Raw genomic sequence first — 24,209 nt, forward strand, 5'->3', positions numbered from 1 at the left:
TACTCTTATTTGCCTGTACTTAAGCAGACTTGGGTTTATCCCACTCGACCTGATTAACAACAAAAGGCTGAATTTGACTCAAGCACTTCCTCTTATCCTTGCAGGCCCGATGCTGCGCCACTGCGATGCTTCGCACTTTACCCTCTGGTTTGTGAGCCGCGAGCCATTAACCGAATTACAACTGACCTTAAGGGAACAAAGTTATGGGCTAGCAGAGGAAGAAGTCCATTGCATCCCACTTGGCAAGCACGCCTTTCAGTATTTGATTAGTGTGTCGCGACCTGCATTACTTACGCCTGAAACGGCTATTCCATACCGCGTTTCGGCTAAGGGGATTGGCGATATTTTCAGTGGTGTCAACGGATTGCACTATAGCGGTGCCGACTCACCCCATGTTTACTTTTGCACCGAACTCAAACAGGTATGGCATGGCTCATGCCGCAACCCCCACCACCATAGCGAGGATGCCTTAGTCGCCGCCGATACTAAGCTAGCAACACTAATCGATGGGGATCCACAGCAGCGCCCAGCGCTGTTAATGCTCAGTGGCGATCAAGTCTATATAGATGATGTAGCTGGTCCCATGTTATGCGCCATTGGCCAAGTGATCGAAAAACTCGGCCTGCACCATGAAACCTTTCACGGCGCCACTATTGCGGGAAGCGAGGCAATCCGTTATCAAGCCGATAGCTTGTACTTACGCCATAAAACCTTGTTGCCACGCACCGAATATCCCGCCAAAACTGCGCTTTGGCGCTGGTATGTCAACCATCCGATATTTACCTCCTCCATCGCAGAAAACCATTTAGTTAGCCTGAGTGAAATGATCGCCCTATACCTACTCACTTGGTCGCCCGAACTATGGGAGTGGGTTGATTTACCCAAGGATGTCGACGGTCTCTCTGCCGCCAACAAGCTGCGGTGGCAAAAAGAATGGCAAAACTTACTGGCCTTTAAAGCGGGACTCACTCAGGTTAGGCGCCTTATGGCGCATATCCCTGTGTATATGATGTTTGATGACCATGATATTACCGATGATTGGAATCTCACCGCTAAATGGGAACAAGCCGCCTACGGTCATGCATTTTCTAAACGAATCATTGGTAATGCCTTGATTGCCTATACCTTATTCCAAGGATTAGGTAATGCACCGGATAAATTTAATGTCGAGGTTCGCCCAAAGTTAGATGCGTTTTTCAATCGCCCCGACCCTAACACTCAGGATGCCTTGATTGATCTTTTACTGACATTTGAGCAATGGCATTACAGCTTAGATACCTCACCCAAGCTGGTTGTACTCGATACTCGCACCCGCCGTTGGCGCAGTGAATCCAATCTCGCCAAACCCTCGGGCTTGATGGATTGGGAAGCCTTGATGGATTTACAGCAGGCGCTACTTGGTCAATCTAAGGTCATTATCGTCTCGCCCGCGCCGATGTTTGGTGTCAAAGTGATTGAGGCGGTGCAACGCATGGCCACTTTTATGGGCGCTTCGCTGCTGGTTGATGCGGAAAACTGGATGGCACATCCGGGCGCAGCCAATGCTTTGCTAAGCATCTTTATGCACCGCAAGACCCCAGAGCAATTTGTGATCCTCTCGGGGGATGTGCACTATTCCTTTGCCTATGACATCAGCATTCGCTTTCGCCGTAGTAGCCCAAAGATTTACCAAATTACCTGTAGCGGGATTAAAAACCAGTTCCCCGAAAAACTGCTGCCGCTTTTCGACAAATTCAATGGTTGGCTCTATGGCCACTTCTCGCCGCTCAACCTGTTCACTAAGCGCAAACGGATGTCATTACGGGGCAGACGGCCTAATGGCGAACGGAGCAAGCGCTTAGTCAACCGCAGCGGCATTGGCATTTTGGTATTAGCGGATAATGGCGAGCCCACTAAAATTGCCGTATTACATGAGGATATGAGCGAAACTCGGTTCGAACCACCAAGGCAAGAGTAGTTTATTGCAACGGTTCAACACGCGCTTCAACCGCCCCTGAATGGTCAGGGGTAGTTGCGCTATCTTCTTGTGTTGTTGCGCTATCTTCTTGTTTGGGCAAACTCTGATTAAATAACGGCGATGCTGGGGCCTTAGGTGGCGAGGAATAATCTAACATCTGATCCCAGATCCCCTTTGGTGAGGATGGAAACTCGGTTTTAGTATCAACCAGCGGCGCGACCTCTGCACTTGGTTTTTTAGGTTCGATCACCGCGCTCGCTTTACGGATCTCTGTCGTCAACTCTTGCACGTAGGGATGCTTAGCCCAGCTACCAAAATACATGGCACCTAAGAGCACTGCGATACAGAGCAAAATTGAAACGATTGCAGATTTGGTCATGCTATTACTTCCCTCAAACAACCAATACAAGACTCCTTACTGCTAGCGAGCGTAATTCCGTCTGTATTCTTATCATCGCTGAGAAAACCACACAATCATATTGCACTAGCCCACTTTTCTCATTGTGGCAATAATGCTTTCCGCTGACTAAAGTGTTAATCCATCACATTGAATATCGTGCGTGCGACCACTGATTGGATCAACAAAACGTAATCGCTGCGCCATCAGTTGCAGTGGCCTCGCAAAATCATCCGGCCCTTTAGGTAATAAAGTCGGATAAAAGCGGTCATTTAACAATGGCATACCAAGGCTTTGCATATGAACCCGCAATTGATGAGTTTTGCCTGTAATCGGGCTTAACTCGAATAATCCAAATACCCCTTTAAACGCCACTAAGCTAATCTCAGAGTGGGTATTAGCCTCACCTTCGACTATTTTCATGGTAAAAGTGGGCTCGCTACGTTGCATCCGATTTTTCACCGTCCAATGCAATGGCAGGGTTAACTCGCCATTGGTAAGTTGTGCCAAAAGTTTAGGAGTGAGCTTAGCAATCGCTTGATAATCTTTGCGAATCGCATCATCAATAAATAATTGATGATAAATATGCCGCGTCTCTGGGCGAGTCGTCATCAGGATCACGCCCGCCGTTTCACGGTCTAATCTGTGTGCTGGAGCGATAGTGTCTATCCCAGTGCTTAAGCGCAAACGATGCACTAAACACTCATTGACATAATCACCGCTGGGGGTAACGGGCAAAAAATGCGGTTTGTAGGCCAAAATAAGATTGTCATCTTGAAACAAAATCGGCGACTCGAAGGGTACCTGTGCTTCGACGGGGACTTCACGGTAGTAATAAGCTCTCGCCGTCGGGCGATAGGCTGTATCTAACCCAATCAAACTGCCGTCTTGCCAATGCACTTTGCCATCGAGGATCCGCTGGCGCCAAACCGCTTCGCCAATATGGGCATAATGGTCGATCAAAAAAGAAAATACAGTTGGTTTATCAACCACTTCTAAAGGAAGAACCACAAAGGAAGGTTGGGCGGCACGGGCGGTTTGAGTCATAGAAACAACTAGCGGCAATAGTGAGCCGCTATTTTAGCCTCGGTGTGGTTTTTCAGTCCACATGGGACTTGATGAGTTGTAAAACAAAGTCCATGGTTTTGTGGCAGTCAGGTTGATTCACTAGCACCAGCTTATCGCGGTTATACATGGGCAGCACTTCTAACCAACGCTGGCTCACCCAAGCCGCATCCTCTAAATGAACTTGAGAATACAGCTCCAGCAAGTCTGGGTTCACCTCATAGAATTGCTCTAGGGCTGCACTGATCAGCTCGAACTCCCCTTTTATCGGTTCTTCCTGCCAATTTTGGCAGGGCAAAGTGCGGGACATCCATAACTTATCTTTCGCTTGTGCAGCAGAAAGAATGCTGACTCTTTGTTGCCCCTCTAACACTATGCTGAGAGTATCATCCTCTAACTGATTAAAATCGATAATCTCACATTGTGTCGCAGTGGGATAACAGGGCGGAGTACCGCTGGGCTTCATCGCCGCAAAGGCTAAATGGTATTTGCCTTTTAAGACATCCGCGACCATGCGTAATTGACCCGGATCGACCAAGCGAACTTCAATCCTTCCCTGTGGCAGCAACAAGGCATCGCGTATGATTAACGCCATTTCTCGTGTTTGCATAGCAACCTCCTGCACAGGTAGAAGAGTGTGCTCAAAAATTAGCCGCCATTTATTAATTTAGAGTGTAGCAGGAGAAATAATTTCCTTCCTAAAGTCGCTGACAGCAAAAAAGAATTTGGACTTGCTTGCCGCTGAAGCCCTACAACGGCGCTAAGCGTGCGGCAATATTTCCTTTGGCAAACACTTCGGAAAACTCATCGGCAAGGCGCTCGCTCAAGGCAACAGAACGGCGCCAATACTGCATCCTCTGCGACGTATCCAATTGCTTAAAGTCTTCACGGTCGGGTACTTTACCAAAGGGTAGCGAAGCCACAAATTCCGCTGAAGGTGCCAATACCAAGGCGTTATGGTAATTGGAGCGAGCACGGCGCCAGTTTAAGGACTTATCGAACCACCCGGGGCTCATATGGGGATAAAAATGCGGGTACAAAGTTAAGCCTGTCGCATGGGATAAGGGCAAATCGAAGTGATAGTCGGTGATGCCACCATCATAGTATTGCCCTGAGGCAACACCCTCAATCTGAGATACGGGTGCAAGCACTAATGGAATCGACCCTGTCGCTAACATCACAGAGTCCATATTGGCTTCGGTGAGCTGCGCCTGCTGGCTGGGTAAATCCGCAAGTTGTCTAAAGGGCGATGCTGCAACTTGCTGACTAAAAACCACCCGCTCGAAATGCCAACCTAAGGTTTTACGGCTAATAAGGTTAGTAGCAGCCGCCATCGCTAGCCCAGCTGCCAAGGGGGCTTTATGGCTAAAACGATTGATGTGTTTAGCCCGACACGCAATTAAGTGACTATGAATTAAGGGATGGTTCACTATCTCGCGACCACCCGTCTCGCCAAGGATACCTCGGACTATGCCCTTTACCTGCTCGCTGACCTCCTGCGGAGTGGGTACAGTTTCATACTGCTGGCCAATATAGTAATCCTCTAAACGCCTGTAGGCTTGTCGTGGATCCTGCTGCGCTAAACAGGCTAAACGCCAGGCTCCGGACGAAGCCCCTAAGGTATAAAGCGGTGTATTACGCTGCTTAAAAAATTCCGTGAAGAGATACTTATCAAGCCCCGCAATTCCTAACCATTTTGGCCCACCGGATGCCGCCAATAATTGTGTAAAAACATCAGGATGAAGACCCCGTTCCCTAATAACATTAAAGGCCGTAGGGCCAGCAAGAAAGCGTAGTGCAGGCAAAACTAAACTCCTTAAAATGGTGCCAAACTTGCGGTTTATGCGCCAACAGTTATCGTATCGATAAGCGTTGGTTGTTGCCGTCGATTTAAGACAATTCCAATAGCGCAATAAATCGTATTGAACATATTACTTGGCTGTAACTCAGTGCAATACCGCACAGATGCCATTAATGGCCATTTTTTATGTCTAAAGCTTATGTCCTAACAGCAATGATCTGATTATAATCTTTACAATTTAACTTTATCTGCGCTATCGAGTACCCCATGATTGTCGATACCTTAGCTAATCGCCATATTTATCAATCACTCAGCCCACGTATTGCCACAGCATTAGCACACTTAGCCACCACGGATTTTAGCCAACTGCCCGTTGGAAATTACCCTCTCGATGGCGATAATATTTTCGTGATCGTCAATGATTACCAAACCAAGCCACAATCAACCGAACCCTTTGAAGTACATCAAAAATACATTGATGTGCAGTATGTGGTCAGCGGCGAAGAAGAATTTGGTTATCTGCCACTAGCTGACCAAACCCCGTCAAAGCCTTATTTCGATAAACACGACTACGCTGAATTTGATTACGAGTCCAACAAAGAAAATGCCTCTTACATTCAACTAAAGGCTGGCATGTTCGCATTATTTTTCCCCGGCGACATGCATATGCCCGGCACGAGTGATACACCGACAGCCGTGCGTAAAGTCGTGATAAAAGTGAAAATCTAAAACTAGATGTAATCATGCTTCATGCCTGAGGTCGATGTTGAGTGGAATAGCCACTTAAAGGCGCAGTGATATGCGCTTTGGCTATTTCCGAATCGGGCGAAATATTGTTAAAATTGGCACAAATTTAAAGGAGAGTCCCTGAAATGCCTATGTACGTTGTCGGTCACAAAATCCCCGATTCTGATTCAATCTGTGGTGCTATCGCGTTAGCTTATTTAAAAAACCAAATCGGTGAAGAAGCCGTTGCCGCACGTTTAGGTGAGTTATCACCCGAAACCGCTTTCATTCTAGAGCGTTTTGGCTTTGAAGCACCAGATTACAAAACCAGTTATGCAGGCGAGCAGGTTTACATTGTTGACCACTCTGAACTAACTCAAGCGCCGGACGATATCGCCAAAGCGACTATCGTGGGTATTGTGGATCATCACAAACTTGGCGATCTGACCACTGATACGCCATTAGAGTGCTGGATCCGCCCAGTTGGTTGCAGCAACACAGTGATCAAAATGATGTATGACTTCCACCAAGTCGCCATCCCTAAAAACATCGCTGGTATTATGATGTGCGCCATCCTGAGCGACACTGTGATCTTCAAATCGCCCACCTGCACCACTGCTGACATTCGCTGCGTTGAAGCCTTAGCCGAAATCGCTGGCATCGAAGACTTTAAAGCACTGGGCATGGAAATGTTCAAAGTGAAGTCTGCCGTTGAAGGCACACCAGCACGCGATCTCGTGATGCGCGATTTCAAAGACTTCAACATGAACGGTAACTTAGTCGGTATCGGCCAGTTAGAAGTGATTGATTTGTCAGTCTTTGATGCAATCAAAGCCGAACTAGAAGCCGATATCAAAGCACTGAAAGTTGAAGGCAACCGCCACAGCGTACTGTTACTGCTGACCGACATCATGAAAGAAGGCTCAGAGCTGTTAGTGGTTTCGGATGATGCCGAACTGGTTAACCGTGCCTACGGTAAAACTCCTGTCGATGGCAAAGTGTGGTTAGATGGCGTATTAAGCCGTAAGAAACAAGTGGTACCACAACTGCAAGCCGCTTTCGCTTAATCATCAATTAAGTCGTAAATCCACAAAAAAGCCGAACTCAGTTCGGCTTTTTTGTGCCTTCGATATGCTCCATTCCATAAAATCAGCATGAAACTTTGCTCATAAAGCTACCCTAAATTTGGCAGTGCCGAGTATGATGGAATGACTCATTCCCGCTCCCTGTTTTCATCATGCCAGAAGCTTTACAACACCTTATTACCGAAATGACCCCTTGGTTGCAGCAATACGGCTATCTGCTGCTGTTTATCGCCATTGCCGTCGAGGGATTTGGCATTCCCGCACCTGGGCAATCCTTATTGATCGTTGCCAGTTTGCTGGCGGCTACGGGGCAAATGTCACTGTCATTAGTGTTGCTGGTCGCCACCTTTGCAGCCTTATGCGGCAACACATTGGGCTACGTTATCGGGCGCCGATTCGGTGACGTGTTGTTAAAAAAGGGCTGGATCAAACCTAAGGTGGAAGACAAAATTCACGCTGTCATTGGCCAATATGGTATCGCCGCGCTAGTGCTCAGTCGTTTTGTCGAAGGGCTTAAACAATTTATGTTTATTGGCTGCGGTCTAGCCAAAATGCCCTTTAGAAAATTCGTGATGGGCAATCTGCTCGCCACCAGCATCTGGGTGAGTCTATTTGGTTTAGGTCCCGTGTTAATCCGCGATGAAATCGCACCAATACTCGCGTTTTATCATCAGCATAAATACCCTACATGGGCAATCGTTAGCCTGATGCTGATGGCGCTACTTCTCTTTACTTGGCGCAAATGGCAAGTGAAAAATCAATAAAGCTCTTGTTTTAACCCGCTAATTTTATCGCCGTGATTGCGGCAATTAAATTGTGGCAATGAGTAACGCCTTCTCAACGTTAGGTTGAGGCGAAGTTCCGTCTATCGGCTGGTACTCGTTAGCTAAATTGGCCTGAATTGCCGATTTGGCATGAACCGCAGGCACACTAACCTGCGGTTTTATCTCTTGCTCGGTAACCCTAAGCGCTTCACTTACTGCTGCTAGATAGCCTATAGCGAATCTTTCTTTGCACCTTCTGACTCTGGCTGCGCTATGGCTGGCTCAGTCTTCATCGGCGCAGGATCCTCTTGTTGCTGTGGTTGATTTTCAGCTTCAGAAGCGGGCTCGACAATCACCACAGGCTCAGCCGACATACTCGTTTGGGTATCGGTGTTGCTTACAGCTTCTGGCTCTGGCACCAACGTGGCTAAATCTTCATTGGCAGGGCTTTCAACGGCATGTTTAGGGAGTTGATTTCGATATAAATCAATCATGCCCATCACTTCCGACAACGCTTTGCCATGATCAGGCGTTAAGATGCCATTATGGCCAGAGACAATTTCATCCGATACCGCCAGTACCCAAACCGCCTGCATATTGGCATCTGCACAGGTTTGTACGCTGCGCCGAGCCTGTAAGCGCGCACGAATTTTCCAGCCAGAATGCGGCAACGTCATCATACAACCGGGAAGCTGATCGTGAGCCATCAGTGCTGACGGCATTTTCATCGGTGTTTCGCAGTTGCCGCCAGAGCATTTATCAATATCATGGGTAATTGCCCAAGAGTTCCCCAGTGCCCGCTCGCCATCTTTAATGTAATTAAACGCCTCTTTTACCGCAAAATCGCCCTTGGATTGCAACACCACCATACTCGGCTTTTGCCTATCCAAGCTCATCAAAGTATCAAGCGGCTTAAAATCCTGCGCGGGCGCAGCTGGGTTTAACAGTAAGAAAAGATTCGGGTTATCTTGCTCATTGTCAATCGCTGATTTAATTCTATCTTTACTGGCATGCAACACCACTAAGCCACCAAGGCTATGACCTATTACGGTATAACGCAGTAGTTGCTGCTCAGCGACCAGTCCATCCAATTTATCCAGTAACTGCGATAAACCAGTTTTACCAATACGCTTAGCCACGGCTTTACGCTGCAAAATAGTGGGAAAATCCAACGGTTCAATCCAACTGGTGGCATCATCCGAGCCATCAAGCCAGAAGGGATCGTACTTATCCCCACGCCAACCTATGTATAAACCCAATAGGTTACGCTGGGAGTCGGAGGCCGCCATCTGCTGATAAAACTGTTCAAACGCGACAAAGTTTTCATCCTTAGGATTTGCACTATGGTGCCAGCCATGAACAAAAATCAGCAACTCAGGCGCGGTGCCATTATTGGGTTGTAAAATGCGTGCCTTAAGCCCTTGCCATTGTCCATCGTTGTGGGGCTGACCTTGATCATTAAATTCAATCACATGCAGATTTTGCTTAGCAATATCAGGGCTGGGCATGTGATAGGCTTGATCAGGAATAAAAGGAAGCAAAATACCGAGGGACAACAACATTAAAAACAGTAACTTGTACTGAGTAAACTTCTTAAGGCTCATTGATGACAACTAAATTCTGGCTAGGCCAATAGAGACATGCTGCAAGGGCTCACAGCAAAAATTGGCCAAATTATACGCGAACCCTACCGTCCCAGCTAGAGCAGAAATGGCCTTTTATCGCTATGTCCATCTCAAATTAACGCCAAGTATCGGGAAGCTTAACTTGGTTCCAAAGGTCATGGCATAAGGTCTCTGTATGTTGCCACTGACCACTGCAAATCCACTTTACTAAAGCATTTCCCACTTGAGGATAAGCAATCGGATTTGGTGATGCCGCCTTAAGCCAACGCTTAACCACATTCGTATCTAGGCTCATCATGCTATCGCCTGCGCCTAATAATTGCAGTGCCGCAACATTCGATAGCTGCTCAAATTGGCCAATCAATGGCTTTACCAATAATTTTTTACCTAATGTTAGGGCTTCACTGGCAAGCTCAAATCCCGCATTACCGATTACACCACCACAAGTCGCCAAGTGTTGTTTAAACCCATCGCGATTAAAACCATACCATTGAATATGCTCGGCAATAGCTTCCGTCGGCTGCTTGGCGTGATACACCAAAAATTGATAATCCCTAAAAGGTTTAAAAAATTCGGCAATCACATCCGCATCTTCAAAGGGTAAATAAACCAGAATTTGATGGGTATGCTCAATGGGGCTCGCGTCCACCTCCACAAAGGGAGGTAAGATCGGAAACCCAAAATGATGCCAATGACAACCTAAAGCCACATCCACTGGGGCAAAATAGTTAAGCAGTAATTCATTAAACCAAGTGCTCCCCAATTTAGGCACAGGATGAGTCAATGCAGCTTGGTGGCTAATACCGATGGAGGGCACACCTTGACGCCTCGCCGCCCAAGCGGATACGGGTTCAAAATCATTTAGTACTAGGTCATAGTAACTTAGATCGAGGGCTTGGATATCCTTAAGCAAAGACAATGAAAAATTCTGCTTCACCGTTTGTGACACATTGACTCGCCCAGAGTGCGTAGCAAAGGTCATCCCCGCCTGAACGCGATAATCACCAAAACACTCCATATCAAAAAAATGTTCGGGTTTACGGCCTGAAAACAAAAAATCGACATGAATATTGTGCTCAACTAAGGCCTTTGCCATCACCCGAGCACGGCTTAAGTGGCCATTCCCTGTGCCTTGAACTCCGTAGAGTATGCGCATTACTTATCCTTCAACTGTAAATGAAATTGAATTCCAACGAATGGGAGGTTGAGAGCTAAATCACTGGATGTACGAGTAAAACTGCCCCCGTACCTAACAGAGCACCCGCGGCAATATCTAAGGGATAATGCACCCCAAGGGCGATTCGCGAACCACCAATACTGAGTGCCCAAGCGTAAGCAAAAGGAGTCGCAATAGGATAAACCTGCACCACACTCGCGGCCATGACAAAGGCGGCAGCGGTATGTCCCGAGGGTAAGCTAAAACGATCTGAAGGTTCAAAGCTGTTTTCAAACCCAACCAATGCGTGACACGGCCGAGTGCGACGGATACTATTTTTCAGCAACAAATACAGTGGCAACTCGATCAAAAAACTCGCCAACAGTAGGTTAAATAAGCTCTGTCCCTGCGAATGAGTCAACATCAACCCCACGGAGAGATACAAATACACATGCCCATCACCAGTTGCCGATATCCGCTTTGCCCAATCATAAAAGCCGTGACGCTGGGTGAAAGCAACAATGCGATAAAACATTCGCTTATCTAAGTCCGCAATGTAACTCAACATAAAACAAGCTCCTTGCTGGCATGCCAGCGAGTATCATGGCGATGTTAACTAGTGCATTCTCTCGACAGCCTTTAGCGTCTTTTTACTCACAAGATCAGACAACTATTTCACGATAGAACTTCATGCTAAAACCTAGATTGACTCAAACAGATATCGCTTAAGTACTCAGTGTTACTTTGAGACTAAGAACTCTCGATGACGGCAACGTGACATCAGGCCTAAAGTTTTATGACAAGAGTGATTTTTTGAGGGGCATAAAGCCAAATGAAGAGGGTAAAACAGTGTTGCCCTCGTTGTAGCTCGGGCAACACCTTAAGATAAATTTCAAGCGACGGCTTGTTCCTGTGCTTTGGCACGGTAAATTTTCGTCAAATGGTAAATATTGATACAGGCAACAAAGGCATTCATACCCGCAACTGGCCAAGCAGAAATGAATACACCGTAGATAACAAACAGGGTACAACCGACAAAGTTTAACCATCTTAACCAGATGATATTTTTCATCATGAGTGAAATCGCCACCATCACAGAGGCAAAATAACCAATAATTTCAATCGTATTTACAGCTTCCATAGGCACCTCTCGAAGGCCCTCTGCCGTCCATAAGCGTAACGGGGGGTCCTTGCCCCTAAAGCAAATTAAGTTAAGTAAGTTAATTTAAACTTGAGATATAATACCAAAACACGCAACAGAGTTGTAATAAAAAACCGTTATTTAATGACCAATATCAAGTTTTGAGGATAAACACCTGTTAAGTGACGAAAGTTTACAACATAAGTGTTAACGTCCAAGTGCAACAATACCGTGATTGATAACACTTTTCTTTTCAGGAATCCCTTTTATACTGGCGTAAACTCGCTAAACTGTACGCAACGCGGATCAATAGGAGTGTAAATATGGAATACAACACCTCAGAACTATGTGACATGTACTTAGATGTCGTAGATGTAGTCGAGCCCATGTTCAGTAACTACGGTGGTTGTAGCTCTTTTGGCGGTTCTATCAGCACCATTAAGTGCTTTGAAGACAACGGCCTAATCACCGATGTCTTACAAGAAGACGGCCAAGGTAAAGTCCTACTCGTCGATGGGGGCGGCTCATTACGCCGTGCGCTTATCGATGGCGCTATCGCAGAGCTTGCGGTTAGCAACAACTGGGAAGGCATTATCGTTTACGGTTCAGTACGCGATGTGGATGCACTGGAAGAATTAGATATCGGCATTCAAGCCCTTGCCTCTATTCCTGTGGGCGCTGATGGCAATTCAGTGGGTGAAGTCGATATCCCCGTCAACTTTGGCGGCGTGACCTTCCTCCCCGGTGATCATATCTATGCCGACAACACGGGCATCATTTTATCGCCTGAACCACTCGACATTGAGTAATGACAAATTCCCAGACAAGAAAGCCAGCTAAGCTGGCTTTTTTATTGGCTAACGTCGCGAAATACCATTGAATATTCGCCCAAGTGTGCGCCACAATATTGCCGTCCCTACCAATAAGAACACTAATCTATGTCTGAATTTATCCCATTTACCCAAGCCGATGTTGCCAGTCTCGTCAGCCCTCGAGCAGGTGAAACTAAAATAGGCCAATGTGTGCATTTGGCCAATGGTGAACATTCATTAGAATCGATACTTGCTACCGCCAAAGCCCATGGTGCCCAATTTGCCATTGTTGGAGTAGGCGAAGATATCGGCCCACGAGCCAATTTAGGGCGAGGAGGCGCTAATGACGCCTTTACCACCAGCATGCGTCAATGGCTGAACTTCCAATCGAATCGTTTTCTTTCGGGTGCCGAATGCCTCATTTTAGGGCAAGTGCATACCGCTGATTTGCAATTACAGGTTAAAACCGATGAAGGCGCGAGCTTAACGACTTTACGTGCCGCGGTAGAGCAATTAGATGAGCGAGTGATTAACATCGTTCGCGCAATTTTAGACGCAGGACTCGAACCGATACTCATTGGTGGCGGCCACAATAATGCCTATGGACTATTAATGGCGACCTCAGCCCATTATCAACGCCAAGTTGCAGCGGTGAATCTGGATCCTCACAGCGATTTTCGCCTACTCGAAGGGCGTCACAGCGGTAATGGCTTTAGTTACGCCGCCGATCGCGGTGCGCTGGGTTATTACCATGTGCTCGGTTTACACGAGCTCAAAAACAGTGAGGCTAATTTACAACAACTCACCGAATTTGGTGGCACTTGGCATAGTCTGCAACAAATTTGGATCCGCCGTGAGATAAGCCTCACACAGGCGCTGCAGGATATAGCCGACAAACTCAATCAAACCACACTCCCTGTAGCATTAGAACTGGATGTCGATGCCATTGCCAAAATGCCAAGTAGCGCCTCTACTGCAGCGGGCATTCCGCTGCTGGATGCCGCGCACTACATCAGTTGTATTGCCAGCCGTTGTCCCTGTGCTTATTTACATTTAGCCGAAGCAGCTCCTAGTTGCCATGAAGCAAGCATAGAGGCGGGCTTTAGGGATGTAGGTCAGAATATCAGTGAGTTAATTTATGCCTATGTACAGGCTCGGCGCCAATTTTTAGCTCAATAGCATGTCTCGCTTGCGTCCTTGTGGACGCGAAGCTATTCACCAAATCCTGATATTGTGGTCTAATGCCAATCCATTTTATCGGGTTCGACGCATTAAACAATGGCAAAAGCCAAGCGCCTCAAGCTTACGCCTTGAGGAGAGTTTACTAGCTCGATCACAGAGTGATAGATCAAAGATTCAGCAAATGCAGGCTATGGCTTACACTCGCCGCTAATACTTTGCAAAATAATAGGAATACATTGATGTCTGAGGGCGAATCTAAAAGTACCCACTTTGGTTATAAAACCGTAGAGGCGGATAAAAAGGCCGATCTCGTTGCTGGCGTGTTTCATTCGGTTGCCGCCAAGTACGATATCATGAACGACGTTATGTCCTTCGGTATTCATCGTTTTTGGAAGCGTTACACGATTGAAGTGTCTGGCGCTCGCCCAGGTATGAAGGTGCTTGACCTTGCGGGTGGCACTGGCGATTTAACCGCTAAATTCTCTCATTTAGTGGGAGATAAAGGCGAAGTCGTGTTAGCGGATATCAATGACTCTATGCTAAAAGTCGGCCGCACTAAGCTACGCGACAAGGGCATAGTCAACAATGTCAGCTATGTGCAAGCCAATGCTGAAGCGTTGCCCTTCCCCGATAACCATTTCGATATCATCACTATCGCCTTTGGCCTACGTAATGTGACCGATAAAGACGCAGCCCTTCGCTCCATGAACCGCGTACTTAAGCCAGGCGGCAAGTTATTGGTGTTAGAGTTCTCTAAGCCTCAGCATGAAGTCATGCGTAAAGTGTATGATTTATATAGCTTCAAAGTCTTACCTAAGATGGGCCAACTCATCACTAAAGATGCTGACAGCTATGAGTACTTGGCCGAATCAATTCGTATGCACCCAGACCAAGACACCCTTAAGCAAATGATGGTAGATGCAGGCTTCGAACAGGTCGATTACACCAATATGACCGATGGCATTGTCGCCCTACACCGCGGTTATAAATTCTAATGATGCCGCAAGAAGTGGTGTTACTTGCCTGCGCCGCCATTGAGACGGGTCTGAAACAACTTCAGACCCAAGCGGGCGACACCTATGCACGCCAGCGCCAGTTACATGGCAAAGTATTTCGTATTCAATTAACCCAACTTAGCTGGCCAATTTACTTAATCTTTGCCAAAGAGATCCAAGTACTCAGTCGTTATGAAGGCGATGTTGATGTCAGCCTTCATGCAGATGCAACCACGCTTTATCGTGTGTCCGAAGGCGCCAACCTGACTGAACTTGTCAAGCAAGATAAGCTCAAGCTCGAAGGTGATCTGAATTTACTACAAAGCTTTAGCCAGTATCTACGCAGCATAGAGTTTGATTTTGCTGAGCCCATTTCACGTTATTTAGGCGACGGCCCCACTCACAAGCTCATCAGCACTGGCCATCAGGCAAAAAGTTTTGCACTTGAAGTATTGTGTAAAACTCGCTCGCATTTAGGGCAACTCGCTATCGAAGAGTACCGCATTGCGCCCCATAGAATTGAGCTCATTCATTTTTGCGATCAAATGGATGATTTAGTGAGCGACACTCGCACGCTCGAACAACGGATAGCCAAATTAAGAGACCAAATTAAGCCATGACCCTTGCCAGTATCCGCCGCGGTTATCATGTAATTAAAACCCTTCTGCAATATGGGTTAGATGATGTTTTACCGCCAACGATGACCCCTTGGTACTTTACACTCGCCCGCAATAGTCTGTTTTGGATCCGCAATAAACACAAAGATAAATCCGGTGGCGAACGCTTAAAGCTGGCGATGCAAGAGCTTGGCCCAGTGTATATCAAGCTCGGCCAAATGCTCTCCACCCGCCGCGACTTACTGAGTGATGAATGGGCGACTGAACTTGCCATGCTGCAGGATAAAGTCCCGCCTTTTGATGGCGCACTCGCGCGGCTTGCAATTGAAGCTGAACTTAAAGCACCGATTGAGACCTTCTTCGATGACTTTAATGAAACACCATTAGCCTCGGCCTCAATTTCGCAAGTGCATACCGCCACGCTCAAATCCAACGGCAAGGCGGTAGTGTTAAAGGTGCTGCGCCCGAATGTGGAAACCAAAATCCAAGCCGATCTGCTGTTAATGTCACAAACGGCAAAGGTTATCGATTATCTCCTTGGTGAAGGTAATCGTTTACGTCCAGCAGAGGTGATTGAAGATTACCGAGTCACCATTTTAGGCGAGTTAAATCTTAAGCTTGAAGCCTTAAATGCCATTAAACTGCGCAATAACTTTATCGATTCAGATGCGCTCTATATTCCTTACGTGTATGAAGAGTTTTGTTATCCACGTTTAATGGTAATGGAGCGGATTTACGGCATTCCAGTATCGGATATCGCCGCCCTTAAAGCGCAAGGTACCAACTTTAAGTTATTGGCCGAGCGCGGTGTTGAACTATTTTTTACCCAAGTATTCCGCGATAATTTTTTCCATGCCGACATGCATCCGGGGAATATTTTTATCTCCCACGATCATCCCGACAATCCTTACTATATTGGCCTTGATTGCGGCATTATGGGCACGCTCAGCGAGGTCGATAAGCGCTATCTCGCGGAAAATTTTCTCGCATTTTTCAATCGCGACTATCACCGCATCGCCCAGTTATATATTGAATCTGGGTGGGTATCGGAAAAAACCGATCTGCAAGCCTTCGAGCAAGCCATCAAGGTCGTTTGTGAACCGATGTTTAACAAACCCTTAGATGAAATCTCCTTCGGGCATGTGTTGTTAGAGCTGTTCCGCACTGCTCGACACTTTGATATCGTCGTACAACCTCAGCTTGTCTTGCTCGAGAAAACCTTGCTTTATATTGAAGGTTTAGGCCGTCAGCTTTACCCGCAGTTGGATCTCTGGCAGACCGCTAAGCCCTTTTTAGAGCAGTGGATGGCCGAGCAAGTGGGACCTAAAGCCATGTTTAAAAAGGTATCCACAAAACTGCCATATTGGTCTGATAAGCTACCGGAATTCCCTGAACTAATTTACGACAACCTTAAATTAGGCAGGAAATTGCTGAGTTCTCAGCAACAAATGCTAGATAAGTATCTGAAATATCAGCAGCAAGCACATAAGAGCAATTACTTGCTCATCACTTCTGCAATTTTATTGATCTGTGGCACGTTATTGTTCAACCAAGACGCTACACTGTTGAGTCCTTATGTGTGCCTGATTTCAGGCGCAGTATTGTGGTTCATCGGATGGCGATCTAGGCCAAAGAATCGTAAATTTTAGCTAGCACTAATTAATCAGAGGTTCATAATAGAACCGTTTTCAATTAAGAGGATACCTTCATGGGTGGCATTAGTATTTGGCAACTTCTTATCATCGCGTTAATCGTTGTCTTATTGTTTGGAACTAAGAAATTACGCTCTTTGGGTGGTGACTTAGGTGGTGCAGTTAAGGGCTTCAAAAACGCCATGTCTTCTGAAGAAGATAAAAAGGCGTTAGAAGATGCTGAAGCAGCAAAACCGGTGCAAACAGCACAAACAGTGCAAAGTGCGCAACCAACTCAACAGGCGACTGAAAAGAAACCTGAGTCTCACAAAGAACAGGCGTAACTCTTTATGTTTGACGGTATCGGCTTTATGGAGCTGCTGCTGATCGGTGTTTTGGGGCTAATAGTTCTTGGCCCCGAACGTCTACCGGTTGCAGTACGTTCAGTAACCAGTTGGGTCCGCGCGATGAAACGCATGGCCAACTCAGTCAAAGAAGAACTTGAGCAAGAGCTAAAGATCGAGCAGTTGCACGCCGACCTCAAAAAAGCGGAGAGTAAAGGCCTATCTAACCTCTCACCCGAACTGCAGGAGTCAATCGAGCAGTTGAAACAAGCCGCGCAGTCTGTGAATCGTCCTTACCAAGTGCAAGATACTACTAGTACACAGGATAACCAGATCCACAATCCTGCAAGCCAAACTGTTTCTACAGAGGCGAGCCCTACTTCGGCTTCTTCCGCCCCCAAAAGTGAGTCCATTCAGGGCGAGGATCCCCGTTCTAACACGAAAGCTAACGGATAATTCATGTCGCAACAGCAGCCACTTATCAGCCATTTGCTTGAACTTAGGTCCAAGCTGCTTAAATCCATTGCCAGTGTCTTAATTGTATTTATTTGCAGCGTGTATTGGGCAAATGATATTTACCATTACATGGCAATCCCTTTAATGCAGTCTTTGCCCTTAGGTGGCAGCATGATTGCGACCGATGTCGCCGCGCCTTTCTTCGCCCCTTTCAAACTGACATTAGTGCTGTCATTTTTTGTGGCAGTCCCCTATGTGCTCTATCAAATTTGGTCTTTTGTTGCGCCTGGTTTGTATAAGCATGAAAAACGTTTAGTCATGCCGCTACTTTTTAGCAGCACCGTACTGTTTTATTTAGGGATCGCCTTTGCGTATTACATTGTATTCCCTGTCGTGTTTGGCTTTTTTGCCAACACAGCTCCCGAAGGCGTACAAGTCGCAACCGATATCAGCAGTTACCTCGACTTTGTGCTGAAATTATTTTTTGCATTCGGCCTATCCTTTGAGATCCCCATTGCTGTTGTCCTACTCTGTTGGGCTGGTGTCACATCACCTGAAGATCTCAAGCAAAAACGCCCTTATATCATTGTCGGCGCATTCGTGGTGGGCATGCTACTTACGCCACCCGATGTTATCTCCCAGACTATGCTTGCCGTGCCAATGCTGATATTGTTCGAAGGCGGATTATTTGCGGCTCGTTTTTACAGTAAACCTGATGACGAGACCGACGAAGAAGAATCAACGAACAACTAATGCCTCGAAGGCATTAGAGGAAAATAATAATAAGGGAACTGGGATGCGTTTTACTCTACTGACTGCCGCCATATTCATGGTATCGGCACAAGCCAATGCAGCAATTGAACAACAATTAACTCAATGCGCTGCAATGACAGACAAACTTGAACGTTTAATTTGCTATGACAATTTAGCGGCCAGCGTTCAAGTTGTAAGTTCTGTGCCTACTGATACGAAGGCACCATCTGCAACTGTAGCAACCGCAGTTATAGCGCAGGGTGTTGCAGCTCCATCTCCCACGGCCGCGGCAAGCAATATCGAAGATAATTTCGGTATGGAAGCTAAACGTGCCCAAGAAGATGCCATCGACAAGATTTATCTTGATGTGGAATCTATCGCTGAAGATCCCTACGGCGCCCTAAAAATCACTTTCACCAATGGCCAAGTTTGGAAGCAAACCGAAGGCCGTAAATACAACTTAAAAGCAGGCGAGAAAGTCTTTATCGAGAAAGCGGCCTTAGGCTCATTTTTAATGGGAACTGAGAATCGCAATGCGAAGGTGAGGGTAAAGCGCCTAAAATAATGTCTTCCTATATAGATATCGCTGTCAACTTGCTTGGCAGCGCACTCGAACCAGACATAGCGCAAATTGTACAAGCAGCGGCGGACCAAGGGGTTTCGCCGCTCATCGTTATTGGTAGCGATTTAACCGAAAGCGCGGCAGCTATTCAATTATGCCAAAACTATCCTAACCAACTTTATTGCACTGCCGGTGTGCACCCACACCATGCCAGCCTATGGCAAACAGATTCCAAGCAAATTCAAGCAGATTTATGCCTAGCACCACAGGTGGTTGCCGTTGGCGAATGCGGGCTTGACTATAACAGGGACTTTTCACCCCGCCCCGCTCAGCGCCAAGCATTTATCGCCCAATTAGAACTGGCGATTGAACTTCAAAAACCCGTTCTTATGCATGAGCGAGATGCCCATAGTGATTTTCTAAGCATCGTTAGCGAGTACCGCCCCCATCTTCGCGGCGCTTTATTACACTGCTTTACAGGCACCCGCGCGCACATGGAAGCTTTTATCGATCTCGATTTACACTTAGGGATTACAGGCTGGGTCTGTGATGAAAGACGCGGTCAAGAATTAGCAGAGCTAGTGCCCTTTATTCCAAAGGATCGTTTATTGATCGAGACAGATAGCCCTTATCTACTGCCTCGTAGCATGCGGCCTAAACCCAAATCCAGCAAAAATAAACCCGAATATTTACCCTATATCGCTCAGTATATAGCCAATCTACGTGGTGAAAATCCGGCTGAATTTGCAAAACAATGCTATCAAAATAGCCTAGCGTTCTTTAATCTGAGTCAACACAATGGCTAAGTTAGGCAACATACTGGTTTTGCTTATCAGCGTCTTTATGTCATCCGCTATTGATGCTGACACAATGAGCATAGATGACCATACACCAACACCGCTCAATTTAATACCTTGGCTTTCGGTTACTCACCTAAATACCACAAGTGAATTAGCTGATATTCAAGCACTCCCAAAAACAAAATGGCATCAGTTTACCAGTGATGATATTCAACGACTTAGCCAACATAATTTTTGGCTGACATTTAGCATCGAAAGTGGTGACGAAAGCCTTTCCCGTATTCTCGCCCTCGACAATCCGTTATTAGATAAAGTGACCCTTTATCATTTAGTGGGTAACCAACTCATCAACACCACCTATATGGGGGATACACTTCCCTTTCAACAACGGCCACTACTGAGTAATATTTTTCTATACCCTTTTAAAATCAATGCAAATGAACAACACACCTTCTATTTGCATATTGAAACTGAAGGTAATTCTGCCGTTCCTCTCAACCTATGGTCAGCTAATGATTTGGTACAAATTGCCGAATCAACTGCAGTCGAGCATGGGTTTCAGCTTGGTGTGCTCGCAGCCATCGGGATCTTCAGTCTATTTATCGCATTGGCTTCGGGTTCATTTAGTTACAGTTATTACTCCGGCTATGTTCTTTGCATGACACTCTTGGTCGCCACCATTAATGGGTTTGCATTTCGATTTCTCTGGCCTAATTGGCCCGCATTGCAGCAACTGATGGTTCCAATGTTACTGCCTTTGGTTATGGCCTTTGCCTTGATGTTTACCGAAAAAATCTTACAACTGAAATACTATAATCGCCGCATGCTATTGATGTGCCGTTACAGTGCAGTCTATATCCTCTTAGTATGCTTATTAGTCCCCTTTACCCATTATGGCACCGTACTCTACATCGAAATCGTCTCTGTTGCCGTACTCAGTATCATTATGATGATACTCGCTATTACTCAAGCAGTTAGGGGGCAAAAATTAGCCAAAATGTATACTATTGGCTGGGTGAGCATGCTAACAGGGGCGTGTCTGAGTAGCCTACTGTATTTGAGTTTTATTGAACTGAATATCAAACCGCAGACACCTGTGATGCTGGGATTAACCTTCGAAATCATCTTTATGTCACTCGTGCTGGCGATTCGCTATAACGATGAACGTAAAGCTAAACAACGCATTCAGCAGGAAGCACTAAAACAGGCGCAAAAAATTCGTAGTGCGCGTGAAGAAGCCTTAAAAGTTGAGGCCGAGACAAATGAAAAACTTGAGCAAAAGGTGCAAGAGCGCACCTTAGAGCTTGAGATCACGCTACGCGAGTTACACGAAGTCAATCAAAAGCTTACCGAACAAAGCACCATAGATAGCTTAACGGGAGTCAAAAACCGTAGCGCCTTCGATAAACGCCTGTTGGCAGAGAGCCGCATCAGCCGCCGTCAAGAAACACCAATTGCCCTATTGATGCTGGATATCGACCGATTTAAATCCATCAATGATCAATTCGGCCATTTAGCGGGCGATCAAGCACTAAAGCTCATTGCGCAAACCTTACAGCAGCATTTAAAACGACCAACCGATCTAGTATCACGTTTTGGCGGAGAAGAGTTTGCTATTATTCTGCCCAATACAACTGCAGATGGCGCGCTTCAAGTCGCTGAAAGTATAAGAGATGCAGTAAGTTGTATCGGCCTAACATGGGAAGGAAAGCCCATTCAACTCACCGTCAGTATTGGCGTAAGTGCCGACGTTATCATGAATGAACAACACAGTACCGAATTATTAGAGCAAGCAGACAAAGCCCTCTACCAAGCAAAAAATAGCGGACGCAATCAAGTAAAATTGTATGCGCCAGCACAAACAGAACCTAATTAGGAGTCTAATGTGAATATCATTACCAGTGCCTTCCCACAGCGCAGAATGCGCCGCATGCGTAAACATGATTTTAGTCGTCGCCTGATGGCTGAGAATCACCTAACAGTGAATGACTTAATCTATCCAATGTTTGTGCTCGAAGGCAGCAATCGCAGCGAAAAAGTGGCTTCAATGCCAGGTGTGGAGCGCTACTCTATCGACTTACTGCTAAAAGAAGCAGAAGAGCTAGTTGAATTAGGTATCCCCTTAATAGCCCTCTTTCCTGTTACGCCTGCCGAGAAAAAGTCGCTTATGGCAGAAGAGGCATACAATGCTGATGCGCTAGTGCAACGCGCAGTGCGTGAACTCAAAAAAGCTTTCCCGCAACTTGGCATTATGACAGACGTAGCTCTAGATCCTTTCACGACCCATGGTCAAGACGGCATTATTGATGAAACAGGCTATATCCTGAATGACATCACCACAGAGATCTTAGTGAAACAAGCACTCTCCCATGCTGAAGCGGGCGCAGACATTGTCGCACCATCGGATATGATGGACGGCCGCATTGGCGCCATTCGCCAAGCGCTAGAAGCTGCTGGCCATGTTAACACTCAAATCATGGCATACTCTGCCAAATACTCTTCAAGCTACTATGGCCCATTCCGCGATGCAGTTGGCTCAGCAGGCAACCTAAAAGGTGGCAATAAACATAGCTATCAAATGGACCCAGCAAATAGCGATGAAGCGCTGCACGAAGTCGCACTGGATATCCAAGAGGGCGCAGATATGGTGATGGTAAAACCTGGCATGCCATATCTCGATATCGTTCACCGTGTAAAGACTGAATTAGCAGTTCCCACCTTCGCTTACCAAGTGAGTGGTGAATATGCCATGCACATGGCTGCAATCCAAAATGGCTGGTTAGCAGAAAAGGCAATCGTCATGGAATCGCTACTATGCTTTAAACGCGCTGGCGCCGATGGCATCCTTACCTACTTCGCAAAACGTGCCGCACAGTGGTTAAAAGAAGCTAAATAATCAGATTTAGAAAGCTATCTCATGCAAAAAGAGCAACTAAACGCTTAATGCCGATCAGTTAAGAGATTGGCATTAGCTCTGAGAGGATCAAAATCCGATGATCGTAAGGTCAACGGATTTTTTTATGCAACTACAACAAGCCCTCAATACTGCATTTAACGCCAGCACTAAATTCAGTTCGTTTGAGCAACTGTCTTCATTTCTCGACCCTACGATTATCGCTGAAGCTGGCGTTGCGACAGTCAGGAAGCGCAGACTGCCACTCGAAGCGGTTATGTGGACGGTAGTTGGGATGATACCATTCCGCATTGAAGTCTGATCTAATAGCAAGCAACCCAACAGCTTAAAATTGGATTATGAAACCTGAAACTGCTGAAAGTCTGCTTAGCCTCTCCAAAAGAGAAAAAAATCCGCATAAGCGCATGCGATTGCTCGCTGTATCGCTATTTTTGCAATGCCATAACCGCACTCAGGTGGCAAGCCAGTTGAAGGTGGCCAGATCTAGCGTCAACTTATGGGTCTCCAGCTATCTTGGGCAAGGACTGGCAGGACTTGAAGATAAACCACGCCTAGGGAAGAAGCCGTCATTGTCAAATGAGCAAAAAAGGAGACTCGCCAGATACATTGAGTTCAAAGCACAATCAGATGAGGGTGGCAGACTCACTGGGGCCGACATCCAGCAATACATCTCGAGTGAGTTTAATGTCGAGTACCATCCCAATCACATCTACAAGCTACTCAAGAGCATGGGATTGCGTTCGATAACCAGCCGCTCCAGGCATCCAAAACAAACTCAGAGCTTACAGGACGCTTTTAAAAAAGTTTCCTCTGGAAACGATCCTTCACGCTCCCATTCATATCCAACCACACCAGATTGATATTGGGTTTCAGGACGAAGCCAGATTCGGCCAGCAAAATACAACGACACGACTTTGGGCCCCCGAAGGCAGTAGACCAAGAGCGCTAAGACAGCAGCAGTTTGAATATGTGCATCTCTTCGGCGCAGCCTGTCCTGCAACAGGAGAAACTGAAGCCATCATCACGCCATTCGTTAATAAGGACATCATGCACAAGCACTTGGAGCTGATTGCAAAACGCACCAAACCTGGCCGCCATGCTGTCGTGGTAATGGACGGTGCGGCTGTTTTAAAGGATATGAGGACAGAGTGGATGCCTGCAGCCAGGCATGGAACAGCTTTATCAGTTGTACAAAACGCGTGGTAAAGATGTGCTCTCGGGAATGGGCAAAGGTGACTGAACTTTAATGCGGATTGGTATAAATACGTCGCGTTAACGAAGCTGATTCGGACGAGAACCTTGCAAAAGATGTAGCGACGCAAATACGAAAAAAGCCTCTACATTGCTGTAGAGGCTTTCATCTTTATGTTGGCGGAGCGGACGGGACTCGAACCCGCGACCCCCGGCGTGACAGGCCGTGCAGATA

25 protein-coding genes and 1 pseudogene are annotated in these 24,209 nt (G+C 46.5%); 18 read left to right on the forward strand and 8 right to left on the reverse strand.

Features of this window, described 5'->3' with window-relative positions; genetic code table 11:
* Window positions 1-109: 109 nt before the first annotated feature.
* Entirely contained in the window at window positions 110-1,957 is a 1,848-nt protein-coding gene (locus H9J30_RS13445; protein ID WP_240131494.1) for an alkaline phosphatase D family protein, read from the forward strand.
* A gap of 1 nt (window position 1,958) precedes the next feature.
* On the opposite strand, the gene H9J30_RS13450 is transcribed toward H9J30_RS13445, so the two are convergent.
* The 4 genes from H9J30_RS13450 to H9J30_RS13465 form a co-directional block, all read right to left on the reverse strand.
* Entirely contained in the window at window positions 1,959-2,336 is a 378-nt protein-coding gene (locus tag H9J30_RS13450; protein ID WP_240131466.1) for a hypothetical protein, read from the reverse strand.
* A 147-nt stretch (window positions 2,337-2,483) separates the two neighbouring features.
* Window positions 2,484-3,401 (reverse strand): pseudouridine synthase, encoded by a 918-nt coding sequence (locus H9J30_RS13455; RefSeq protein ID WP_240131467.1) that lies wholly within the window; start codon window positions 3,399-3,401, stop codon window positions 2,484-2,486.
* A 52-nt stretch (window positions 3,402-3,453) separates the two neighbouring features.
* A complete protein-coding gene (locus H9J30_RS13460; protein WP_240131468.1) occupies window positions 3,454-4,029 on the reverse strand; it encodes an LON peptidase substrate-binding domain-containing protein in 576 nt (191 codons plus the stop codon).
* 139 nt (window positions 4,030-4,168) lie between these two features.
* A complete protein-coding gene (locus tag H9J30_RS13465) occupies window positions 4,169-5,224 on the reverse strand; it encodes an alpha/beta hydrolase (protein ID WP_240131469.1) in 1,056 nt (351 codons plus the stop codon).
* A 263-nt stretch (window positions 5,225-5,487) separates the two neighbouring features.
* Between H9J30_RS13465 and H9J30_RS13470 the strand changes: the two genes are divergently transcribed.
* The 3 genes from H9J30_RS13470 (at window position 5,488) to H9J30_RS13480 (ending at window position 7,795) form a co-directional block, all read left to right on the forward strand.
* Window positions 5,488-5,949 (forward strand): NanQ anomerase/TabA/YiaL family protein, encoded by a 462-nt coding sequence (locus H9J30_RS13470; protein WP_240131470.1) that lies wholly within the window; start codon window positions 5,488-5,490, stop codon window positions 5,947-5,949.
* A gap of 143 nt (window positions 5,950-6,092) precedes the next feature.
* A complete protein-coding gene (locus tag H9J30_RS13475; RefSeq protein ID WP_240131471.1) occupies window positions 6,093-7,013 on the forward strand; it encodes a manganese-dependent inorganic pyrophosphatase in 921 nt (306 codons plus the stop codon).
* 170 nt (window positions 7,014-7,183) lie between these two features.
* Window positions 7,184-7,795, forward strand: coding sequence for a DedA family protein (locus H9J30_RS13480; protein ID WP_240131472.1), 612 nt, complete (start codon window positions 7,184-7,186; stop codon window positions 7,793-7,795).
* Between the two features lie 230 nt (window positions 7,796-8,025).
* On the opposite strand, the gene H9J30_RS13485 is transcribed toward H9J30_RS13480, so the two are convergent.
* The 4 genes from H9J30_RS13485 to H9J30_RS13500 all read right to left on the reverse strand — a co-directional run bounded on the left by H9J30_RS13485 (window position 8,026) and on the right by H9J30_RS13500 (window position 11,717).
* Complete coding sequence (locus H9J30_RS13485; RefSeq protein ID WP_240131473.1) at window positions 8,026-9,399, reverse strand: thioesterase; 1,374 nt, start codon at window positions 9,397-9,399, stop codon at window positions 8,026-8,028.
* A gap of 136 nt (window positions 9,400-9,535) precedes the next feature.
* Window positions 9,536-10,576, reverse strand: coding sequence for an MJ1255/VC2487 family glycosyltransferase (locus H9J30_RS13490; protein ID WP_240131474.1), 1,041 nt, complete (start codon window positions 10,574-10,576; stop codon window positions 9,536-9,538).
* A gap of 55 nt (window positions 10,577-10,631) precedes the next feature.
* Window positions 10,632-11,144: a phosphatase PAP2 family protein gene (locus H9J30_RS13495; RefSeq protein ID WP_240131475.1), complete on the reverse strand. Its 513-nt coding sequence runs from the start codon at window positions 11,142-11,144 to the stop codon at window positions 10,632-10,634.
* A gap of 324 nt (window positions 11,145-11,468) precedes the next feature.
* On the reverse strand, window positions 11,469-11,717 hold the full coding sequence (locus H9J30_RS13500; RefSeq protein ID WP_240131476.1) for a uroporphyrinogen decarboxylase: 249 nt from the start codon (window positions 11,715-11,717) through the stop codon (window positions 11,469-11,471).
* Window positions 11,718-12,040: 323 nt separating this feature from the next.
* Here H9J30_RS13500 and rraA point away from each other — a divergent pair, with 323 nt between their 5' ends.
* From rraA to H9J30_RS13570, 14 genes and pseudogenes are all read left to right on the forward strand, one after another.
* Window positions 12,041-12,526, forward strand: a complete 486-nt coding sequence (rraA, locus tag H9J30_RS13505; protein ID WP_240131477.1) for a ribonuclease E activity regulator RraA — start codon at window positions 12,041-12,043, stop codon at window positions 12,524-12,526.
* Window positions 12,527-12,655: 129 nt separating this feature from the next.
* On the forward strand, window positions 12,656-13,708 hold the full coding sequence (locus H9J30_RS13510; RefSeq protein WP_240131478.1) for a formimidoylglutamase: 1,053 nt from the start codon (window positions 12,656-12,658) through the stop codon (window positions 13,706-13,708).
* Between the two features lie 242 nt (window positions 13,709-13,950).
* Window positions 13,951-14,706, forward strand: a complete 756-nt coding sequence (gene ubiE / locus H9J30_RS13515) for a bifunctional demethylmenaquinone methyltransferase/2-methoxy-6-polyprenyl-1,4-benzoquinol methylase UbiE (protein ID WP_240131479.1) — start codon at window positions 13,951-13,953, stop codon at window positions 14,704-14,706.
* Window positions 14,706-15,326, forward strand: coding sequence for a ubiquinone biosynthesis accessory factor UbiJ (locus H9J30_RS13520; RefSeq protein ID WP_240131480.1), 621 nt, complete (start codon window positions 14,706-14,708; stop codon window positions 15,324-15,326). The genes ubiE and H9J30_RS13520 overlap by 1 nt, the downstream gene beginning before the upstream one ends.
* Window positions 15,323-16,972 (forward strand): ubiquinone biosynthesis regulatory protein kinase UbiB, encoded by a 1,650-nt coding sequence (gene ubiB, locus H9J30_RS13525; protein WP_240131481.1) that lies wholly within the window; start codon window positions 15,323-15,325, stop codon window positions 16,970-16,972. The genes H9J30_RS13520 and ubiB overlap by 4 nt, the downstream gene beginning before the upstream one ends.
* Before the next feature lie 59 nt (window positions 16,973-17,031).
* Window positions 17,032-17,298, forward strand: a complete 267-nt coding sequence (gene tatA / locus H9J30_RS13530) for a Sec-independent protein translocase subunit TatA (RefSeq protein WP_240131482.1) — start codon at window positions 17,032-17,034, stop codon at window positions 17,296-17,298.
* A 6-nt stretch (window positions 17,299-17,304) separates the two neighbouring features.
* Complete coding sequence (tatB, locus tag H9J30_RS13535) at window positions 17,305-17,754, forward strand: Sec-independent protein translocase protein TatB (RefSeq protein ID WP_240131483.1); 450 nt, start codon at window positions 17,305-17,307, stop codon at window positions 17,752-17,754.
* A gap of 3 nt (window positions 17,755-17,757) precedes the next feature.
* Window positions 17,758-18,507 carry a twin-arginine translocase subunit TatC gene (gene tatC / locus H9J30_RS13540; RefSeq protein ID WP_240131484.1) on the forward strand — a complete coding sequence of 250 codons (750 nt, stop codon included), beginning with the start codon at window positions 17,758-17,760 and terminating at the stop codon, window positions 18,505-18,507.
* Between the two features lie 43 nt (window positions 18,508-18,550).
* On the forward strand, window positions 18,551-19,072 hold the full coding sequence (locus H9J30_RS13545; RefSeq protein WP_240131485.1) for a type VI secretion protein: 522 nt from the start codon (window positions 18,551-18,553) through the stop codon (window positions 19,070-19,072).
* Entirely contained in the window at window positions 19,072-19,875 is an 804-nt protein-coding gene (locus tag H9J30_RS13550; protein ID WP_240131486.1) for a TatD family hydrolase, read from the forward strand. Before H9J30_RS13545 ends, H9J30_RS13550 begins: the two co-directional genes overlap by 1 nt.
* Window positions 19,868-21,745 (forward strand): diguanylate cyclase, encoded by a 1,878-nt coding sequence (locus H9J30_RS13555; RefSeq protein ID WP_240131487.1) that lies wholly within the window; start codon window positions 19,868-19,870, stop codon window positions 21,743-21,745. The genes H9J30_RS13550 and H9J30_RS13555 overlap by 8 nt, the downstream gene beginning before the upstream one ends.
* A gap of 9 nt (window positions 21,746-21,754) precedes the next feature.
* Entirely contained in the window at window positions 21,755-22,765 is a 1,011-nt protein-coding gene (hemB, locus tag H9J30_RS13560; RefSeq protein WP_037422636.1) for a porphobilinogen synthase, read from the forward strand.
* 124 nt (window positions 22,766-22,889) lie between these two features.
* Complete coding sequence (locus tag H9J30_RS21755; protein ID WP_427915916.1) at window positions 22,890-23,084, forward strand: transposase domain-containing protein; 195 nt, start codon at window positions 22,890-22,892, stop codon at window positions 23,082-23,084.
* A gap of 37 nt (window positions 23,085-23,121) precedes the next feature.
* Window positions 23,122-24,030 (forward strand): annotated as a pseudogene (locus H9J30_RS13570) (IS630 family transposase).
* Window positions 24,031-24,209 lie beyond the last annotated feature (179 nt).

Source organism: Shewanella cutis, assembly GCF_022410515.1.
Classification (GTDB): domain Bacteria; phylum Pseudomonadota; class Gammaproteobacteria; order Enterobacterales; family Shewanellaceae; genus Shewanella; species Shewanella cutis.

Bases quoted from the DNA above. Each gene is read 5' to 3' on its own strand.
- ubiB (WP_240131481.1), top strand. From the start codon at position 15,323: ATGACCCTTGCCAGTATCCGCCGCGGTTATCATGTAATTAAAACCCTT.
- H9J30_RS13475 (WP_240131471.1), top strand. From the start codon at position 6,093: ATGCCTATGTACGTTGTCGGTCACAAAATCCCCGATTCTGATTCAATC.
- H9J30_RS13545 (WP_240131485.1), top strand. From the start codon at position 18,551: ATGCGTTTTACTCTACTGACTGCCGCCATATTCATGGTATCGGCACAA.
- tatC (WP_240131484.1), top strand. From the start codon at position 17,758: ATGTCGCAACAGCAGCCACTTATCAGCCATTTGCTTGAACTTAGGTCC.
- H9J30_RS13460 (WP_240131468.1), bottom strand. From the start codon at position 4,029: ATGCAAACACGAGAAATGGCGTTAATCATACGCGATGCCTTGTTGCTG.
- H9J30_RS21755 (WP_427915916.1), top strand. From the start codon at position 22,890: ATGCAACTACAACAAGCCCTCAATACTGCATTTAACGCCAGCACTAAA.
- H9J30_RS13500 (WP_240131476.1), bottom strand. From the start codon at position 11,717: ATGGAAGCTGTAAATACGATTGAAATTATTGGTTATTTTGCCTCTGTG.
- ubiE (WP_240131479.1), top strand. From the start codon at position 13,951: ATGTCTGAGGGCGAATCTAAAAGTACCCACTTTGGTTATAAAACCGTA.
- H9J30_RS13470 (WP_240131470.1), top strand. From the start codon at position 5,488: ATGATTGTCGATACCTTAGCTAATCGCCATATTTATCAATCACTCAGC.
- H9J30_RS13510 (WP_240131478.1), top strand. From the start codon at position 12,656: ATGTCTGAATTTATCCCATTTACCCAAGCCGATGTTGCCAGTCTCGTC.
- H9J30_RS13550 (WP_240131486.1), top strand. From the start codon at position 19,072: ATGTCTTCCTATATAGATATCGCTGTCAACTTGCTTGGCAGCGCACTC.
- H9J30_RS13495 (WP_240131475.1), bottom strand. From the start codon at position 11,144: ATGTTGAGTTACATTGCGGACTTAGATAAGCGAATGTTTTATCGCATT.
- H9J30_RS13555 (WP_240131487.1), top strand. From the start codon at position 19,868: ATGGCTAAGTTAGGCAACATACTGGTTTTGCTTATCAGCGTCTTTATG.
- H9J30_RS13490 (WP_240131474.1), bottom strand. From the start codon at position 10,576: ATGCGCATACTCTACGGAGTTCAAGGCACAGGGAATGGCCACTTAAGC.
- tatA (WP_240131482.1), top strand. From the start codon at position 17,032: ATGGGTGGCATTAGTATTTGGCAACTTCTTATCATCGCGTTAATCGTT.
- H9J30_RS13450 (WP_240131466.1), bottom strand. From the start codon at position 2,336: ATGACCAAATCTGCAATCGTTTCAATTTTGCTCTGTATCGCAGTGCTC.
- H9J30_RS13480 (WP_240131472.1), top strand. From the start codon at position 7,184: ATGCCAGAAGCTTTACAACACCTTATTACCGAAATGACCCCTTGGTTG.
- rraA (WP_240131477.1), top strand. From the start codon at position 12,041: ATGGAATACAACACCTCAGAACTATGTGACATGTACTTAGATGTCGTA.
- H9J30_RS13485 (WP_240131473.1), bottom strand. From the start codon at position 9,399: ATGAGCCTTAAGAAGTTTACTCAGTACAAGTTACTGTTTTTAATGTTG.
- H9J30_RS13445 (WP_240131494.1), top strand. From the start codon at position 110: ATGCTGCGCCACTGCGATGCTTCGCACTTTACCCTCTGGTTTGTGAGC.
- H9J30_RS13520 (WP_240131480.1), top strand. From the start codon at position 14,706: ATGATGCCGCAAGAAGTGGTGTTACTTGCCTGCGCCGCCATTGAGACG.
- H9J30_RS13455 (WP_240131467.1), bottom strand. From the start codon at position 3,401: ATGACTCAAACCGCCCGTGCCGCCCAACCTTCCTTTGTGGTTCTTCCT.
- tatB (WP_240131483.1), top strand. From the start codon at position 17,305: ATGTTTGACGGTATCGGCTTTATGGAGCTGCTGCTGATCGGTGTTTTG.